We start from the raw sequence: 16,451 nt of genomic DNA, 5'->3' as shown, positions 1-16,451 counted from the left end.
TTCCTTCACTACCAAGCCTACCGGGCCTTTCGGCCGTTATTTCTCCTGCTCATGACCCGCGCGTCGCTGCTACACATTCTTCATCACGTGACGCATATTTCGCAGGCCGAAGTGCGCGAGCTGGAGCAGTTGGCGGCCGCTTTCCCCTATTGCCAGACGGCCCACCTGCTGCTGGCCAAAGCCGCGCACGACCAGGGCAGCATGCTGGCCAGCCAGCGCCTGCGCCACGCGGCCACCTACGCCGCCGACCGGGAGTTGCTGCGCCGGCTGATTGAAACCTCGCCCGCGGCGCTGCTGGTCGATTCACCAACCCACCTTGTCCCGGCAGCTGCTGAGGCCGGCGTATCGGCACCCGTCGAGGTTGACTTACCGCCAACGCCCGAAACCAACGCATCCGAATCGTTGGCTGCACTGGCAAGCGAGGAATCCAACCCTGATTTACCGGCCCCGCTGCTGGAGGCTGCTGCAGAGCAGCCATCGGCCACGGTTACAGAAGAGGCTAACGCAGGCCCAGAACCTAGTTTTCACACTGACTCAGTTGTGGCCACCGACTGGTCGGAAACAGTTGCGGAAGCCGAGTTCCCAGCAAAAGATGCTTTAGCCTCCGAACCCCTGGAAGAAGCGCTGCTTGCGGAGGATGCTGAAAACCTTGTACCGACAACCACGGCAGCCGCCAATGCTGATTCCCATCCCGCAGAGTTGCCCGTGGAGCGGGTAGCGCAAGAGGAGAATACTGAGGACGCTAGCTTGGAGGTGGAAGCTGAGGCGGCGATTGTAGAAGAAACTCCCGTACTCCTGCCGGCGCCTACTTCGGAGGAGGAAGTCATAGCGGAGCCAGCCGATCAGCCCGAAGCGGTTACCATCGTTGCCTTGCCCGACGATTTACCCGCAGTAGCTCCGCCCATCCGTGCCCCCGCCGATGCCGGGTTTTCGCGTTTTGAGTATGGCTTTGAAGAGCCGGATTCCGTGGCGGTTCCCGTTCTGTACGAATTGCCCGAGGTCGATGATGCCGCCCGCCAGAAAACGCCGCCCTTCTACGCCGACCCCTCTATTGGCTACGGCCTAGGGAGCAGCAGCCGACTGGGCTACGCCCTGGAGGCCGGCGAGGCTGGCATGCTGCCCTTGCCACTCGAAGCCTTCTTCGAGCCCGACGCCCTGTTGCTGGCTCACCTTGAGGCTTATAAGCCGGCGCCCCTGCCCACCTCCATCGACCTGATCAACCGCTTCCTGAAAAATAAGCCCCGGCTGAAAAGCCCGGCCACCCTACCGGGTCCTACCGATGAACAGGCTGACCTATCGGTACGCAGCACCAGCAGCGTGCCCGAACTGGCCTCCGAAAGCTTGGCTAAAATCATGGTGCGGCAGGGAAAAGTGGCCAAGGCCATTGAAATATACGAGCGGCTGATGGTGCGCCAGCCGGAAAAAAAGGCGTACTTTGCCGACCAAATTCAACACCTGAAACTCTCGCAGTAGATGTACATTGCCCTGATCAGCCTGATTATTTTTGTGTGCTTGTTGCTGGCCCTGGTGGTGCTGGCCCAGAACCCCAAAGGCGGCGGCCTCTCCAGCCAGTTCGGCGCGGGCGGCACGGCCCAGCTGATGGGCGTAAAGCGCACCGGCGACCTGTTGGAGCGCCTCACCTGGGGCTTTGCCATTGGCCTGATCGTACTTTCACTGGGCACCCACATGGTGAATGGGGAGTCGGCCGCCGCGCCGGTTCGCAGCGTGAACCAGCAGCGCGCCCTCGAAACCCGCGTACCCGCTACCCCAGCCCCTACGGCTCCGGCTCCCTCGGCCACGCCGGCCCCGGCACCCGCCACTACGCCCGCTCCAGCGCCCGCCCCGGTCGCAGAGTAACCAGACCGCGGCCTGTTTTCGTGGCCGCAGCAGCTACAATATACCATCCGGTGGTTCCCCAGGGGAGCCACCGGATGTTTGTTTTTAGGCCCCTTCCGTGGCAGAGTCTGCCACCACTCTGACAGGCATTGGTGTAAGTTTCCGTCAAGAATGCGGTTTCAGTGTTCATTCTGTCAGGTTTCCCGGGGCTGGCATAAGAAGTGTTGGGCAGCGGGCACCACCTAGTTTCAAGTAACCTTTTTAACCAAAACGTACCATATGTCAATCAGCAGTAAACCGCAAGCTGACCGGGTTCTTGTTAAACCTGCCGCCGCTGAGGAAAAAACTAAGTCGGGTATCATCATCCCTGATACGGCAAAGGAGAAACCCCAGCGTGGCGAGGTAGTAGCCGTAGGCGAAGGCAAGTATGCCGAACTTACAGGAACACTGATTGCTCCCCGTGTGAAAGTTGGTGACCAAGTACTCTATGGCAAATATGCTGGTACTGAAATCACTATTGATGGGACTGATTATCTCATCATGCAAGAGAAGGACATCTTCATTGTATTGTAAGTCTCCTTTCCCTCATCTTTTTCCACGAACCCCAAACATCTGAATAACTGATGGCGAAGAACATCCAATTCGATACCGACGGCCGCGACAAACTCAAGCGTGGCGTAGACAAGTTGGCCAATGCCGTGAAAGTAACCCTGGGCCCCAAAGGCCGCAACGTGGTTATTGACAAGAAATTTGGTGCTCCCAGCATTACCAAGGACGGCGTAACCGTAGCCAAGGAAATCGAGCTGAAGGACCCGATTGAGAACATGGGCGCCCAGCTGGTGAAGGAAGTAGCCAGCAAAACCGCCGACCAGGCCGGTGACGGCACCACGACGGCTACCGTACTGGCCCAGGCCATCTACACGGCCGGCTCGAAGAACGTGGCCGCTGGTGCCAACCCCATGGACCTGAAGCGCGGCATCGACAAGGCCGTACAGGCCGTGGTAGCCAACCTGCGCGCTCAGTCCAAGAAAATTGAAAACTCGTCGGAAATTGCCCAGGTAGGCGCTATTTCGGCCAACAACGACATGGAAATCGGCCAGATGATTGCCGATGCCATGGATAAAGTAGGCAAAGAAGGCGTTATCACGGTAGAAGAAGCGCGTGGCACCGAAACCGAGGTAAAAACGGTAGAAGGCATGCAGTTCGACCGCGGCTACCTGTCGCCTTACTTCGTGACCAACGCCGAGAAGATGGAAGTTGAGCTGGATGCTCCTTACATCCTCATCTACGACAAGAAAGTAAGCACGATGAAGGAGCTCCTGCCCGTGCTGGAGCAGGTAGTGCAAACCGGCAAGCCCCTGGTTATCATCTCCGAAGATGTGGACGGCGAGGCCCTGGCGACGCTGGTAGTAAACAAGCTGCGTGGCTCGCTGAAAATTGCTGCTGTTAAAGCGCCCGGCTTCGGCGACCGTCGTAAGGCCATGCTCGAAGACATTGCGGTTCTCACGGGCGGTACAGTTATCAGCGAAGAGCGCGGCTACAAGCTGGAAAGCGCTACCCTGGAGTACCTGGGTCAGGCCGAGAAAATCATCATTGACAAGGACAACACGACCATCGTGAACGGCAAAGGCCAGAAAGATGGTATTACGTCCCGCATCAACGAGATCAAAGCTCAGATCGAGAAAACCACTTCGGACTACGACAAAGAAAAGCTGCAGGAGCGTCTGGCCAAGCTGTCGGGCGGCGTAGCTATTCTCTACATCGGTGCTTCTACGGAAGTAGAGATGAAAGAGAAAAAGGACCGCGTAGACGATGCCCTGCACGCTACCCGCGCTGCCGTTGAGGAAGGCGTGGTACCCGGCGGTGGCGTAGCCCTGGTGCGTGCCCTCGATTCCCTGGAAGCCGTTGATACGCTGAACGGTGACGAGCGTACCGGCGTGAACATCATCCGCACGGCCCTCGAAGCTCCCCTGCGCACCATCGTGCAGAACGCCGGTGGCGAAGGCTCGGTAGTGGTGCAGAAAGTGCGCGAAGGCAAAGGCGACTACGGCTACAACGCCCGCGAAGACCGTTACGAAAACCTGATGGCGGCCGGTATCCTCGACCCCACCAAGGTAACGCGTCTGGCCCTGGAAAACGCCGCTTCTATTGCTGGCCTGCTCCTGACCACGGAGTGCGTGATTTCGGATGAGCCCGAGGACGACAAAGGTGGCGCTGGTGCCGGTGCTGCCGGTATGGGCGGCATGGGTGGCATGGGCGGCATGATGTAATCAGCCGCAGGTTGAACGGATGGTTTTGACGGATAAAACGGATTCGTTCTGATAATTCCTCCGCTATAAAAGCCCCGCTGGATTAATCCAGCGGGGCTTTTTTGCTTACATGAGAGCTTATTTTTTCTTGATAAGCTGATTGCTGAACCCAATCAGCAGCATTACGATAACCACTAGTGCGCCCGTTACCCATTTCATCTGGATGGCGCGGGCGCACAAGTCGCGACCGGATACCTGAGACAGGCAGCCATCTACTCCGGTTTCATATTTCAGGCTCACCTGCACGCCAAACAGGCTGAGGAGGGCCCACAAAGCGGCCAGGCTGCAGAGGACAATCAGGGCTGTATGCTGGCGGTCTGACATGTGGTATTGGGAACTTAGACAACTTGTATTAAAAAGCCCCGCCGGATCATCCGGCGGGGCTTTTTGCTTCTCGTGCTTGACTGCTTAACCGCGGCCGTGCATCATGTGGAATAGCTTCTTGGCAATGGCGACCAGAATCAGGCCGGCCAGGATAACGAAGCCGGCAATCAGCCCGAACACCGTAAGCGCGCCCAGTTCCTCTACGTACTTGGCAATGTAGCCGCCGGCAATCTGCGCCACGAAGGGAGCCAGGAACCATACGCCCATCAGCATGGACGTGAGCGTGGGGGGCGACAGGCGCGACACCATCGACAGGCCCACCGGCGACAAGCACAACTCCCCAACGGTGTGGAAGAAATAGGTAGCAATCAGCCACCAGATGCTAGCCTTGATGGTTTGGTCGGCTATGTCGCCACCACGCTCCATCACGGCGCCTACCATGAACAGGAAGCCCACGCCCAGCAAAATCATGCCCAGGCCCATCTTCACGGGGATGCTCAGGTCCTTGCCCTTGCGGCTCAGGTTGATCCATAGAGCCGCTACCGGCGCGCCCAGCAGCACAATGAAGCCCGCATTCACCGACTGGAACCAGGATGTCGGAATCAGGAAGCCGAAGACTTCGCGGTCGATATACTTATCGGTGTAGAGGGTGAGCGAGGAGCCAGCCTGCTCGAACCCGGCCCAGAAGAACACCACAAACAGCGTGATGATGAAGATAACGGCCATGCGGTCGGTTTCCTCCTTGGTCAGCGGTGTTTTGGCAATGGTTTTGTCATCGTTCTGGCCTTCAGGGTACATGCCTACGTCGCCGAGGTAGCGCTTGCCCAGCAGGTTGAAGAGCAACTGCCCGAGCAGCATGCCAATGCCTGCGGCCAGGAAGCCGTAGCGGAAGCCGTAGCTGGCTACCTGCTCTACGCCATCTACCACTGTTTTAGTGGCAAACCAGTCTTCGGCCAAGTAGCCGCATACCAGCGGGGCAATGAAGGCACCCGTATTGATGCCCATATAGAAAATGGTGAAAGCAGCATCGCGCCGGGGGTCACCCTGCTGGTAAAGCTTGCCTACGATGGTTGAGATGTTGGGCTTAAAGAAGCCGTTGCCCACACAAAGCAGCAGCAACCCCAGAGCCGTAGGCCATGGCAGCCCGAAGAAGGCTGCTTCGCGGGAAAGATCCGGCTGCATGAACAGGAAGAACTGCCCCAGCGCCATGGTAAGTCCCCCAATCAGGATAGCTCGGCGCTGGCCGATGTACTTATCAGCCAGCCAGCCGCCCAGGATAGGCGTCAGGTATACAAAGCCGGTGAAATAGCCATAAATCAGCGAAGCGCTGGCCGCCGGAATGCCCAAACCACCCTCCAGTGCTGTTTTGGACAGATAAAGCATGAGCAGGCCGCGCATACCGTAGTAGCTGAACCGCTCCCACATTTCGGTGAGAAACAGTAGGTACAGCCCGGGCGGGTGCCCCTGTTGCGTACTGGGTTGCTCCTGAACAACGGAGGTTGTTTGCATGAAAAGAAAGTAAGAGGTGGAAGAGTAACCGTTTTCCCGCCCGAAGGCGAATGGGGTTGGTAAATCTACAAAACTTTCCCAACTGGCTCTGTGCGTTGGCTTGTTCGCTAGAATAGACAGATTCGCTGGCAAACCTACAAGCGAAAATTCGCTTTTTTTGTAAAATGTCACAATCGAGTCGCGTTTTTGTCTATTTTTGTCTCACGATTCCCCAGTTTTTCCCACCCACCCTTATTTCGTTTTCGGCTCTATGCAAGCTTCTGCCGCCAACGTATCCACTCGCCTTCAGCCGCTTGGATTCACCCAGACCACCGGTCCTGTTCACCTCAATCTCCCACCCGCTGAGTTGGTAGAACAGGCCCTACGCCGCAGCGAAGGCACCCTCACCGACACCGGTGCGCTGATGGCTGACACCGGCAAATTCACGGGCCGCTCCCCCAAGGACCGCTTCGTGGTACAAGATGCCAGCACGGAAGACAGCGTATGGTGGGGTGACATCAACATCCCCTTCGCTGCCGACAAGTTCGACCAGCTGCACGCCAAGATGGTACACTATCTGGCCGACAAAGAGCTGTTTGTGCGCGATGCCTACGCCGGCGCCCACCCCGATTACCGGCTGAAACTGCGCGTCGTAAACGAGCTGGCCTGGCACAACCTGTTTTGCTACAACATGTTTCTGCGGCCCGAAGAAGGCGCCGACACCAGCTGGATGCCCGATTTCAGCATTATCTGCGCCCCGGGGTTTGAAGCTGACCCCGAAGTAGATGGCACCCGCCAAGCCAATTTCGCAATCATCAATTTCTCTAAGAAGATGATTCTGATTGGGGGCACGGGCTACGCCGGTGAGATGAAGAAAGGCATCTTTGGTGTGCTGAACTACTTGCTGCCGCACGAGAAAAACACGCTGAGCATGCACTGCTCCGCCAACATCGGGGAGCAGGGCGATACGGCCATCTTCTTCGGCCTTTCCGGCACGGGCAAAACTACCCTCTCCGCTGACCCCAACCGCGGCCTTATCGGCGACGATGAGCACGGCTGGATGCCCGGGCAGGCGGGCATCTTCAACTTTGAAGGCGGCTGCTACGCCAAAGTTATTGACCTGAGCAAGGAAAAGGAGCCGCAAATCTGGGATGCCATCCGTTTTGGCTCCATCGTGGAGAACACGCGCTTCGTACCCGGCACCCGCACAGTGGACTACGCCAACAAGTCGGTGACGGAAAACACCCGCACGGCCTACCCTATTCACTTCATTGATAACGCCGTGGAGCCCTCGGTGGGCGGTGTACCGAAGAATATCTTCTTCCTCACGGCCGATGCCTTTGGCGTGCTTCCTCCCATCAGCAAGCTGGATAAGTCGCACGCCATGTACCACTTCATGAGCGGCTACACAGCTAAGGTTGCTGGTACCGAGGTGGGCATCACCGAGCCCCAGACGACCTTCTCCGCCTGCTTCGGCCAGGTTTTCCTGCCCCTGCACCCCACCACCTACGCCGAAATGCTGGGCAAGAAGATGGAGGAGCACGACGTGAACGTATGGCTTATCAACACGGGCTGGACGGGTGGCTCCTACGGCACGGGCACGCGCATGAAGCTGCCCTACACCCGCGCCATGATTACGGCCGCCATCAACGGCGACTTGGGCGAGGTAGAGTTCGTGAAGCACCCGGTGTTTGGCGTAGAAATGCCCACTTCGGTTCCGCACGTACCCAGCACCATTCTCGACCCGCGCAATACGTGGTCGGATACGGAGGCCTACGATAAGACCGCCGCTTCCCTGGCCGATAAGTTTGTGGCCAACTTCCAGAAATACGCCGAATACGCCAACGAGGAGATTCTGGCCGGTGCCCCGAAAGTAGCCGTTGCCGTTTAATTCTCGTTGCCGGTTAAGGCACTAAAAAGCCCCCACTGCCGTAGCAGTGGGGGCTTTTACTTGGTATCGAACGGGGTAGGCAGCCTTAGTGTACGCTTGGGCTAGTATCGTTCAGCGGGTACTGAAACTGCACGTCAACTTCCGGTTTACTGGTTTGGGCCGGAGCTTTCGGCACGGAGTTGGGCTGGCCGTTTGAGCTCTGCTGGCCGTTTACCTTTTTGTCGCGGCCCAGAATGGAAACCAAAGCCAGCCCCGCGCCTACGGCCAAAGCGGTTTTAAGCACCGGTACTTTGGTGGTTACGGCTTGGGTATAGTAGCTATTTTCGCGGGTATGCCCGGGGTAGTTGCCGCGCTCTTCCAACGCGCCCATGGGCTGGTCGAGGGCGTTCTGGCTTAGCGGCCGGGGTGGGTAGTCGGCCTTTTCCTGCTTTACGAAGGCCGTTTCCATAAACTTATCGAGCAGGCGCGGCGTCCACTGCTCCATTTCGATAAAGGCCTTGCCCCCGCCGCCGACTACGACGGAACGCTCGAAGGTAGTGGCGCTGTGCAGGATAGCGCGGGCTACGGTTTCGGGAGCGTAGGCGGGCGGGGCGTGTTTGGCCTCGCGCTCCATGAAGTTCTTGGCATGCACCGGATAGGGCGTATCAATAGCCGCCGGCTGAATCAGAGTTACGGAAATGGGCGCGCCTTCCATCTCCAGTTCCATGCGCAGGCCATCGGTAAAGCCTTTTACCGCGTGCTTGCTGGCCGAGTAGATGGTTTGCAGAATAGCGGTGATGTCGCTCAGGATACTGCCCACGTTGATGATGGCTCCGCCTTTGTGCTTGAGGTGGCGGGCCGCTTCCAGGGAGCCATTCACCAAACCCCAGAAGTTCACGTCGAAGAGTTGACGCATATCTTCCTCGGGAATCTGGTCGAGGCGGCCGTAGATGCTTACGCCAGCATTATTGATCCAAGTGTCGAAGCCACCGAAGCGCTGCTCGGCCTCCTGCACAATGGCCAGGATGTCTTCCCGACGGCTTACATCGGCCACTACGTAGGCCGCTTCGCCGCCGTGGTCTTCAATTTCTTCAACCAGTTCGCGCAGGGCATTTTCACTGCGGGCGGCCAACACCAGCCGCGCCCCTTTTTGCGCCGCCATGCGCGCCGTGACCAGCCCAATGCCCGACGAGGCCCCCGTGATAACGATAACCTGGTCGCGTAATTTTTTCAGTTTTGGAGTCATCAGAAAACAGCTTTTTAGCAATGAATGGGAATAGTTCTGTTTTCTATACGATGCTTACCACGTTCCGGGAGTGTAAAATATGGAGCAGCCTCTTCGCCTAAGATGTTAGTACCCGCCAAATGCAGCCATCCGCCGAAAAACGGGTATTTTGCGGACACGTTCTTTTTGGTCATTTTTCATGTTGAAACGTTTTCTGCCACTGGCCTTCGGGCTGCTGGCTCCTGCCGCCTCGCACGCCTGGGGCGTTGATGGACACCGCGCCGTAGGCCGCATTGCCGAGCGCCACCTCACTTCCAAAGCCCGCCAGGCCGTGCAGCGCCTGCTGGGCACGGAAACCCTCACGCTGGTCAGCACCTACCCCGACGAAATTCGCTTCTACCCCGAGTTCAAGGAAACCGGGCCCTGGCACTACGTCAATACGGCCTCCGGCCTCAACCAGGAGCAGTACCTGACGGAGCTACGCGGGCAGCAGCAGGCCAACGCCTACAACGTGCTGTTGGCCAAGCTCAAGGAAGTGAAAGACCCAACCAAAACGCCCGCTGAGCAAGCCGTGGCGCTGAAGTTTATTGTGCACCTCGTGGGTGACGCCCACCAGCCCCTGCACGCGGGCCACGCCGAAGACAAAGGCGGTAACGACATCAAGGTGAAATTCCGGGGCAAGGACACCAACCTGCACAGCCTCTGGGACAGTGGCCTGATTGACTACCAGGGCCTCACCTACACCGAAATGAGCCAGGCCTATGACTGCAAGCTGCCCCGGGCTCTTACCCAGGTGTGGGAAAAGGCCACCGTGGAGCAGTGGTTCTGGGAGTCGTACCAAGCCAGTGAGCAGATCTACAAGGAAGCCCCTACGGGCACGGATATCGACTACAAGTATTTTCCGGCCCACTCCGAGTTGATGAAAGTACGGATTCAGCAGGCCGGCATCCGGTTGGCCAAGCTGCTGAACGACACCCTAGGCTAGGCGTGCGTCCGCTCCTTATTTCACAAACCCCTGGGCTATCCGCAGCTCAGGGGTTTTCGTTTATGATACCCTCCACGCGCCACGGTGGATTTTTGCGGTTCTCGCCGGCGTGGTAGAAAATGAGCTGATGACCATCGGGGTCTTGCAGGCGGGCTTCGCGCCACAGCCAGTTCTGATCAGTAGGCAAGGTCTCGAACTCCACGCCCGCGGCCCGCAGCAGCTGCACTTGCTCATCCAGGTTGGCGCACTCGAAGTACACCCAGATACCATTGCCCCGGGGCAGCTCTTCCACTTGGTGCAGGGAAAAGGTGGCGTCGCCCTCGGGGCATTCGAAGCGGGCGTAGCGCGGCAGAGCATCCACGATCAGGCGCAAGCCCAGGCGCTGGTAAAACGCCACGGCAGCGGGCAGATTGCGGGAAGGAACGGTCAGCTGGTTCAGGTTCATTGGTGGCGGGCAGGCAGTGGTGGCCCGCTGCGCAGCAAGGCGCCGTTTGGGCCCCGCAATTACGCGTAGCTTTGCCGTATGCCGCACACTTTTTTCGCCCCCGACCTTTTCCTGCCTACCTACACATTGCCCGAAGACGAGAGCAAGCACGCCGTGCGCGTGTTACGCTTAGCCCCGGGCGACGCCGTGGTGTTGGTAAACGGCCGCGGGGGCGTTTTTCAGGCAGAAGTAGCCGTAGCCGATGCCAAGCGCTGCCAGCTGCGCATCACCGGGGAGGAGCAAGTACCGCGCCGTCCCTACCAGGTGCACGTAGCTGTGGCTCCCACCAAAAACCTTGACCGCATGGAGTGGCTGGTGGAAAAAGCCACGGAGATAGGCGTCGATACGCTCACGTTTCTGCGCTGTACCCGCTCCGAGCGGCGGGAGCTGAAGCTGGAGCGTTTGGAGAAAATTGCCGTTAGCGCCCTCAAGCAGAGCGGGCAGGCCTGGCTACCGCAACTTTCCGAGCTAACTGACTTTGCCCGCTTTCTGCCCACCGTGGAACCAGCTACCACCTTCATTGCCCACCTCGACGAGGGAGAACGGATACCGCTGGCTCGCGTGGCAGCCTTCGGCGCCAGCTGCTGCATCCTGATCGGTCCGGAAGGTGACTTTACCCCGCAGGAAATTGCGGCGGCTTTTGCCCGAGGCATCCGGCCCGTAACCCTGGGCAGCTCGCGTCTGCGCACCGAAACCGCCGCGCTGGCTGCCGTGCACACCGTGCACGTGGCCCGGGAATTAGTGTAGCGCAAACTTTGTAATTTACTTGAGCTGCCACCAGGCTTCTCCTTCTCTATGCGTAAGAATCTGCTTTTGTTGCTGTTTCCGTTGCTTTTGTCGCTCACGGCGGCCGCCCCCGTGGCACCCAGCTTCCGCCTGGCTAAGTTGCACTATGGCGGCGGGGGCGACTGGTACGCCAACAAAACCAGCCTGCCCAACCTCATCCGCTTCTGCAACCAGACGCTTAAAACCAACATTGCCCCCGATGAGGCTACCGTGGAGCTCGACTCGCCGGAGCTGCTCACCTACCCGTTTGTGCACATGACCGGGCACGGCAACGTGGCTTTTACCGACGTGGAAGCGCGTAACCTGCGCCGCTACCTCATGGGCGGCGGCTTCCTGCACATCGACGACAACTACGGCCTCGACAAGTTTATCCGCCCCGAAATGAAGAAGGTGTTTCCCGAGTTGGAATTCGTGGAGCTGCCTTTCTCCCACCCCATCTACCACCAGAAATTCCAGTTTCCGCGCGGCCTGCCCAAAGTGCACGAACACGATGGCAAACGGCCCCAAGGGTTTGGCTTACTCTATAAAGGCCGGCTGGTGTGCTTCTACTCCTTCGAGTGCGACTTGGGCAACGGCTGGGAAGACCTCGGTACTTATCCCGAAGACACACCTGCCATTCACGAAGCCGCGCTAAAGATGGGCGCCAACCTCGTCACCTATGCTCTGACGCAGGAATAAGCCAGTTACCATTGCGCACAGGTGGCCTAAAAAGGCCGCAAGGAAGCAATACCGGCTAGGTAATACACCAAGCCCCAAGAAGTGAAAAGCCCCTGCCGCCCGTGCTGGCGTTAGGGGCTTTCTGGCAAAAGAAACGACGTGGTTCTATTCAGGCAGGTTCCTTGCGCGGCTTGCCTGGCCACGTCACGCATGACCTTAAAACCGCCTCTGCAGAATCTCGCTCAGGATAAACGCCTGCCGCACGCTGGCCGGGTTTTGCAGCTGCTCGGCAACAGAGCCGGGCGTTTGGGCTTGGGCAGCTTGCCGACTCCAGTAATCTTCCTGACCGTGTTGCACAGCCGCCCGGGGCAGCGCGGAGGCCCGGCGGGCAGGGGCGGCGGGAGCTTCCTGGCTGCGGGCTTTGCGCTTGGGCGCGGGTGTTTCCAGGCTGCGGGCGGTAGGTGGCGTGGCTTCCAAAGAGCGCGCCGGCTTAGCCTTTTCCTGCGGCAATGCCCGGCCCGCTGGCGTTGTAGCGGTGGAAGCAGTAGGCGCGGCCTTGTTTTCCGTCATCATCTGCTGCAGCAGCTCTTCAAAAGACTTTGCCGGGGCTGCTGTAACCACGGGTCGGGGCTTACCCGTGCTGTCGGGCTGAGAAAAGCGGCGTTCCTGCTTTTCCCGGCTGGTAGTGGCGCGGGCTTTCTGAATCATGCGCCAGATAAACACGCCCAGGGCTACCAGAATCCAGAGGATAGTTTGCAGTTTTTCGGGCATGGCGTAGCGCAGTTGCAGGTAGAACGGTGGGTAAGCTACGCAACTTGGACGGTTTGTCTAGCAGCCTGGGCCATTTCCCAGCCAATAAGTGCCTTCTTCGTGACGCAGCCCCAGCGGTACTGGCCCAGCGCACCTTCTTTCCGAATGACGCGGTGGCAGGGAATAAGGACCGCTACGGGGTTAGCTCCCACCGCCGAGCCCACCGCCTGCAACGCCCGGGGCTGGCCAATGGCCTGTGCTACGTGCTGGTAGCTGACCACCTGCCCGCTGGGCACGCGCAGCAGCGCCTCCCATACCTTCACCTGGAAGTTGGTACCGCGCACGAGCAAGTGCAGGGGCTGACCCGCCACCGGCGCAAACGCCCGCGCCACCAAAGGGGCCGTCAGCGCCGCATCGGGCTCAAATTCCGCCTGAGGCCAGTTTTTCCGCATTTCCCGCAAGGCGTTTTCAATGGCATCGGCTTCAGCATCCAGCAAGTGCAGGCCGCATACGCCCCGGCTGGTAGCGGCCAGCAAGGCCGGCCCAAAGGGCGTAGCGTGCACGCCGTAGCCGATGCGCAGGCCCGCGCCACCCGTACGAAACTCGTGCGGCGTCACGGCTTCCAGGGTCACAAATAAGTCGTGCAGGCGCGACGGGGCCGAAAGGCCGGCTTCCTCAGTTGCTTCGGGCAACGGCATGGCCTGAGCCAGGCGGGTTTTCAGAAAATCGGCGGTGAGGAACTGCACGAAGCGCTTGGGGCTGATGCCGGCCCACTCGCTGAACAGCCGCTGAAAGTGAAACGGGCTCAGGTGTACGGCTTCCGCCACTTCATCGAGGCTGGGCTGGCGCCGGAAGTTTTCTTCCAGGAATTGAATGGCCTGGGCTATGCGCTGATAGTCGGTGGCAGCAGTGGAAACGGACATGGTAGGGAAGCTTAAGTAAGCTTAAAGCTACTGCCCTTGGCCTGAGCCCTCAACCCGATTCTTGCGGAGTTGCGCGCTATATTTTTAAGAAAAACAGCGTCCTGCTGAGCGGAGTCGAAGCATCTCTACCGCTTCATATGCATCGTTCAACGAAGCGGTAGAGATGCTTCGACTCCGCTCAGCAGGACGGCTTTGAAAGCTTCAAGAAAACGTTCTAGCGTACTCCTTTCTCCGGGAAGCGGCCTTGCTTGGTGCGGTAGAAGGCTTTGATTTCCTCCAAGTCTTTCTCATAGTCGCCGGTGGGCCAGAAGGCGGGGCCTACGCCAGCTTCTTTCTTGCCATAGTCGAGGTAGCCGAGCAGGATGGGCACCCCCGCGCCCATGGCCGCGTGGTAGAAGCCCTTACGCCACTTGGGCTGGTAGCTGCGGGTGCCTTCGGGGGTGATGAGAATTACCAGCTCGTCGCGCTCATTGAAGAGCTGCACCATGCCATCCACGAGGCTGTTGTTCTTGCTCCGGTCGACGGCCAGGCCGCCCAGGCTGCGCACCAGCGCCCCCAGCACCGGGATGGTGGTCCACTCCTTCTTGATGGTGAGCTTCACGTCCACGTCCATTAGAAAGAACGCGGCGCGGGCAAACATAAAGTCCCAGTTGCTGGTGTGCGGTGCGGCAATCATCATGCTTTTCTTGATGCCGGGCGGCACATGGGAGCCCAAATGCCAGCCGGTTATCCAGAACCAGAATTTCGAAAACAGATACCAGAAAGTGGAAGTCTTACGCGCCATGCCGAAAATGAGCCGGTAGCCAGGAGGAAGAGCTACGGCGAATCAAAGCTAGAGAAATTGTACCGGAAGCGCCCAATCAGGCCTCCTCCCGCAACAACTGCCGGAGCGCCGGGGCCTGGCTCAGCGTGTAGCGGTACCCAATGTCGAACAGCTCGGGGGCCCGCCGGTAGCTCATGGCCCGAAACTGCGCCAGCGCCGGGGGCTCCAGCAGGAGCTGGCACTGCCGCTTGCTGAGCACGGTATTGCCGCCGATGGCCAGGTTCAGGGTGCGCTCAATCAGGCTGGGCAGGGACGTCACCTGGGCCGCGCGATTGGGCGGGTTGCAGTGCACGCCCACTACGCGCAACTCGGGCCGGGCCAGCAACGGCTCCACGGGCAGGTTGTTGAGCAGGCCCCCATCTACCAGCTGCCGGCCCTGGTACTCTACCGGCCGGTACAGGATGGGCACCGCCGACGAGGCCATCAGCGGCGGCACCAACGGTCCTTGGTCGAACCACACCGACGTACCTTCCAGCAGATCGGTGGCCACCAGCGTGACGGGCAGACGCAGCTGCTCGAAGGTGGCCCCGGCGCCCAGGTGCCGCTCAAACAGCGTGCCCACGGCGGCCATGTGCAGCAGGCCGTAGCGGCTCAGGGCAATGCGGGTGAGGCGGGTGAGGTTGACTTCTTCCAGCAGCCGTAGAACGTCCCGTGGCGGAACCCCGGCCGCGTAAAACACCGCCGCAATGCCCCCCGACGATACCCCCGCCAGTGCCCCGATAGGTAGTTGCAGCTCATCCAGCGCGGCCAGCACGCCCAGATGCGCAATACCCCGGGCGCCGCCGCCGGAAAGTGCCAGACCTAGCATAGGGTTGGTTAATGTGCTAATGTGTTTCTAATGTGCTAATGTGGGGAATGTGCTGATGTGCTGATGTGCTTGTCAGCAGCGCGAAGCAGTCTGTTTTGAGCATGTAGAAAGCCCTGAGATGGGGCAAGTCCTTGCTGGCAGAGCCGACGCCAGGGGCATTGTGGCAGAATGGCATGTCTGGCGTTGCTCAGGACGGATTGCTTCGGCTCCGCCTCGCAATGACAGCACCCCATTAGCACATTAGAAACACATTAGCACATTCTACAGCTCCGACAGGGTAAACGTTTCGGCCAGGCGCACACCTTTTTCGGTGTGCTGCACAGTGCAGCAGGCGGCAGCGGGGTCGTGCTCCAGCAGCAGCACCCAGTTTTCGTCGGCGGCGCGGCGCAGTACCTGCTCCTTTTCGGCCAGGGTTTGTAGGGGGCGCATGTCGTAGCTCATCACGTAGGGCAGCGGAATGTGGCCCGTGCTGGGCAGCAGATCGGCCATAAACGCCAGCGTGCGGCCTTTATACTCCAGCACCGGCACCATCATCTTCTCGGTGTGGCCGTCGGCGAAAATAATTTCCCGGAACATGGAAAGTTCCGCCGGCACCCCGGCAGCCGCATCGACAAAGCGCAGGTGGCCGCTTTCCTGAATGGGCAGGATGTTTTCGCGCAGAAAGCTGGCCTTTTCGCGCGGGTTGGGCGTCACGGCCCAGTCCCAGTGCGCCTGATTGCTCCAGTACGTAGCATTGGGAAAAGCCAGCTCCAGCTTGCCATCAGCCTGTCGCACCACCGAGCCCCCGCAATGGTCGAAGTGCAGGTGAGTCAGGAAGACGTCGGTGATATCCGAGGACGTGAAGCCGAGCTTACGCAGGGACTTTTCCAGCGTGTCGTCGCCGTGGAGGTAGAAATGCCCCCGAAATTTCTCGTCCTGCTTGTCGCCGATGCCATTATCGACCAGCACCAGCCGGCCCGCATCTTCAATCAGCAGACAGCGCATGGCCCAGGTGCACATGTTATTGGCATCGGCAGGGTTCAGCTTCTGCCACATGCTTTTGGGCACTACGCCAAACATGGCGCCGCCATCCAGCTTAAACAGTCCGGTGTCGAGGGTATGAATGTGCATTTTTTAGCTATTGGCTATTAGCTGTTGGCTTTCTTACCTACGTTATGCTGTTGACTATGCACCAAGCTAATAG

17 protein-coding genes are annotated in these 16,451 nt (G+C 59.2%); 8 read left to right on the top strand and 9 right to left on the bottom strand.

Annotated elements, in window-relative coordinates; translation table 11 throughout:
• Positions 1 to 51: 51 nt before the first annotated feature.
• The 4 genes from FY528_RS17545 to groL all read left to right on the top strand — a co-directional run bounded on the left by FY528_RS17545 (position 52) and on the right by groL (position 4,106).
• On the top strand, positions 52 to 1,473 hold the full coding sequence (locus FY528_RS17545; protein ID WP_149072328.1) for a DUF8458 domain-containing protein: 1,422 nt from the start codon (positions 52 to 54) through the stop codon (positions 1,471 to 1,473).
• Positions 1,474 to 1,857 carry a preprotein translocase subunit SecG gene (gene secG, locus FY528_RS17540; RefSeq protein ID WP_149072327.1) on the top strand — a complete coding sequence of 128 codons (384 nt, stop codon included), beginning with the start codon at positions 1,474 to 1,476 and terminating at the stop codon, positions 1,855 to 1,857.
• Positions 1,858 to 2,115: 258 nt separating this feature from the next.
• The gene (locus FY528_RS17535; RefSeq protein ID WP_149072326.1) at positions 2,116 to 2,409 is read left to right on the top strand and encodes a co-chaperone GroES; all 294 of its coding nucleotides are present in this window, start codon (positions 2,116 to 2,118) and stop codon (positions 2,407 to 2,409) included.
• 50 nt (positions 2,410 to 2,459) lie between these two features.
• Positions 2,460 to 4,106, top strand: coding sequence for a chaperonin GroEL (gene groL, locus FY528_RS17530; RefSeq protein WP_149072325.1), 1,647 nt, complete (start codon positions 2,460 to 2,462; stop codon positions 4,104 to 4,106).
• Positions 4,107 to 4,223: 117 nt separating this feature from the next.
• Here the strand turns inward: groL and FY528_RS17525 are convergent, their stop codons facing one another.
• Both FY528_RS17525 and FY528_RS17520 read right to left on the bottom strand, forming a co-directional pair.
• Complete coding sequence (locus tag FY528_RS17525) at positions 4,224 to 4,469, bottom strand: hypothetical protein (RefSeq protein WP_149072324.1); 246 nt, start codon at positions 4,467 to 4,469, stop codon at positions 4,224 to 4,226.
• A gap of 84 nt (positions 4,470 to 4,553) precedes the next feature.
• On the bottom strand, positions 4,554 to 5,978 hold the full coding sequence (locus FY528_RS17520; RefSeq protein ID WP_149072323.1) for a peptide MFS transporter: 1,425 nt from the start codon (positions 5,976 to 5,978) through the stop codon (positions 4,554 to 4,556).
• A 250-nt stretch (positions 5,979 to 6,228) separates the two neighbouring features.
• Here FY528_RS17520 and pckA point away from each other — a divergent pair, with 250 nt between their 5' ends.
• Positions 6,229 to 7,848 (top strand): phosphoenolpyruvate carboxykinase (ATP), encoded by a 1,620-nt coding sequence (pckA, locus tag FY528_RS17515; RefSeq protein ID WP_149072322.1) that lies wholly within the window; start codon positions 6,229 to 6,231, stop codon positions 7,846 to 7,848.
• An 85-nt stretch (positions 7,849 to 7,933) separates the two neighbouring features.
• Here pckA and FY528_RS17510 read toward each other — a convergent pair whose 3' ends face one another.
• Positions 7,934 to 9,073: an SDR family oxidoreductase gene (locus FY528_RS17510; protein ID WP_149072321.1), complete on the bottom strand. Its 1,140-nt coding sequence runs from the start codon at positions 9,071 to 9,073 to the stop codon at positions 7,934 to 7,936.
• Between the two features lie 178 nt (positions 9,074 to 9,251).
• Here FY528_RS17510 and FY528_RS17505 point away from each other — a divergent pair, with 178 nt between their 5' ends.
• Positions 9,252 to 10,037: a S1/P1 nuclease gene (locus FY528_RS17505; protein ID WP_149072320.1), complete on the top strand. Its 786-nt coding sequence runs from the start codon at positions 9,252 to 9,254 to the stop codon at positions 10,035 to 10,037.
• Positions 10,038 to 10,083: 46 nt separating this feature from the next.
• On the opposite strand, the gene FY528_RS17500 is transcribed toward FY528_RS17505, so the two are convergent.
• Positions 10,084 to 10,482 carry a VOC family protein gene (locus FY528_RS17500; protein ID WP_149072319.1) on the bottom strand — a complete coding sequence of 133 codons (399 nt, stop codon included), beginning with the start codon at positions 10,480 to 10,482 and terminating at the stop codon, positions 10,084 to 10,086.
• A 78-nt stretch (positions 10,483 to 10,560) separates the two neighbouring features.
• Between FY528_RS17500 and FY528_RS17495 the strand changes: the two genes are divergently transcribed.
• Together FY528_RS17495 and FY528_RS17490 are read left to right on the top strand one after the other, a co-directional pair.
• Positions 10,561 to 11,268 carry a 16S rRNA (uracil(1498)-N(3))-methyltransferase gene (locus FY528_RS17495; RefSeq protein WP_149072318.1) on the top strand — a complete coding sequence of 236 codons (708 nt, stop codon included), beginning with the start codon at positions 10,561 to 10,563 and terminating at the stop codon, positions 11,266 to 11,268.
• A 48-nt stretch (positions 11,269 to 11,316) separates the two neighbouring features.
• Positions 11,317 to 11,985, top strand: coding sequence for a DUF4159 domain-containing protein (locus tag FY528_RS17490; RefSeq protein WP_149072317.1), 669 nt, complete (start codon positions 11,317 to 11,319; stop codon positions 11,983 to 11,985).
• 195 nt (positions 11,986 to 12,180) lie between these two features.
• Here FY528_RS17490 and FY528_RS17485 read toward each other — a convergent pair whose 3' ends face one another.
• The 5 genes from FY528_RS17485 to FY528_RS17465 all read right to left on the bottom strand — a co-directional run bounded on the left by FY528_RS17485 (position 12,181) and on the right by FY528_RS17465 (position 16,378).
• Positions 12,181 to 12,735: a hypothetical protein gene (locus FY528_RS17485; RefSeq protein ID WP_149072316.1), complete on the bottom strand. Its 555-nt coding sequence runs from the start codon at positions 12,733 to 12,735 to the stop codon at positions 12,181 to 12,183.
• A 35-nt stretch (positions 12,736 to 12,770) separates the two neighbouring features.
• The gene (locus tag FY528_RS17480) at positions 12,771 to 13,637 is read right to left on the bottom strand and encodes a methylated-DNA--[protein]-cysteine S-methyltransferase (RefSeq protein WP_149072315.1); all 867 of its coding nucleotides are present in this window, start codon (positions 13,635 to 13,637) and stop codon (positions 12,771 to 12,773) included.
• Positions 13,638 to 13,851: 214 nt separating this feature from the next.
• On the bottom strand, positions 13,852 to 14,421 hold the full coding sequence (locus FY528_RS17475) for a 1-acyl-sn-glycerol-3-phosphate acyltransferase (protein ID WP_149072314.1): 570 nt from the start codon (positions 14,419 to 14,421) through the stop codon (positions 13,852 to 13,854).
• A gap of 76 nt (positions 14,422 to 14,497) precedes the next feature.
• On the bottom strand, positions 14,498 to 15,268 hold the full coding sequence (locus tag FY528_RS17470; RefSeq protein WP_149072313.1) for a patatin-like phospholipase family protein: 771 nt from the start codon (positions 15,266 to 15,268) through the stop codon (positions 14,498 to 14,500).
• A gap of 261 nt (positions 15,269 to 15,529) precedes the next feature.
• Complete coding sequence (locus tag FY528_RS17465; RefSeq protein ID WP_149072312.1) at positions 15,530 to 16,378, bottom strand: MBL fold metallo-hydrolase; 849 nt, start codon at positions 16,376 to 16,378, stop codon at positions 15,530 to 15,532.
• Positions 16,379 to 16,451: the final 73 nt, after the last annotated feature.

The sequence above is a fragment of the Hymenobacter lutimineralis genome (assembly GCF_008271285.1).
Classification (GTDB): domain Bacteria; phylum Bacteroidota; class Bacteroidia; order Cytophagales; family Hymenobacteraceae; genus Hymenobacter; species Hymenobacter lutimineralis.
Note: the sequence above shows the minus strand (reverse complement) of the source record. Positions and strands in the feature narration are given on the sequence as shown.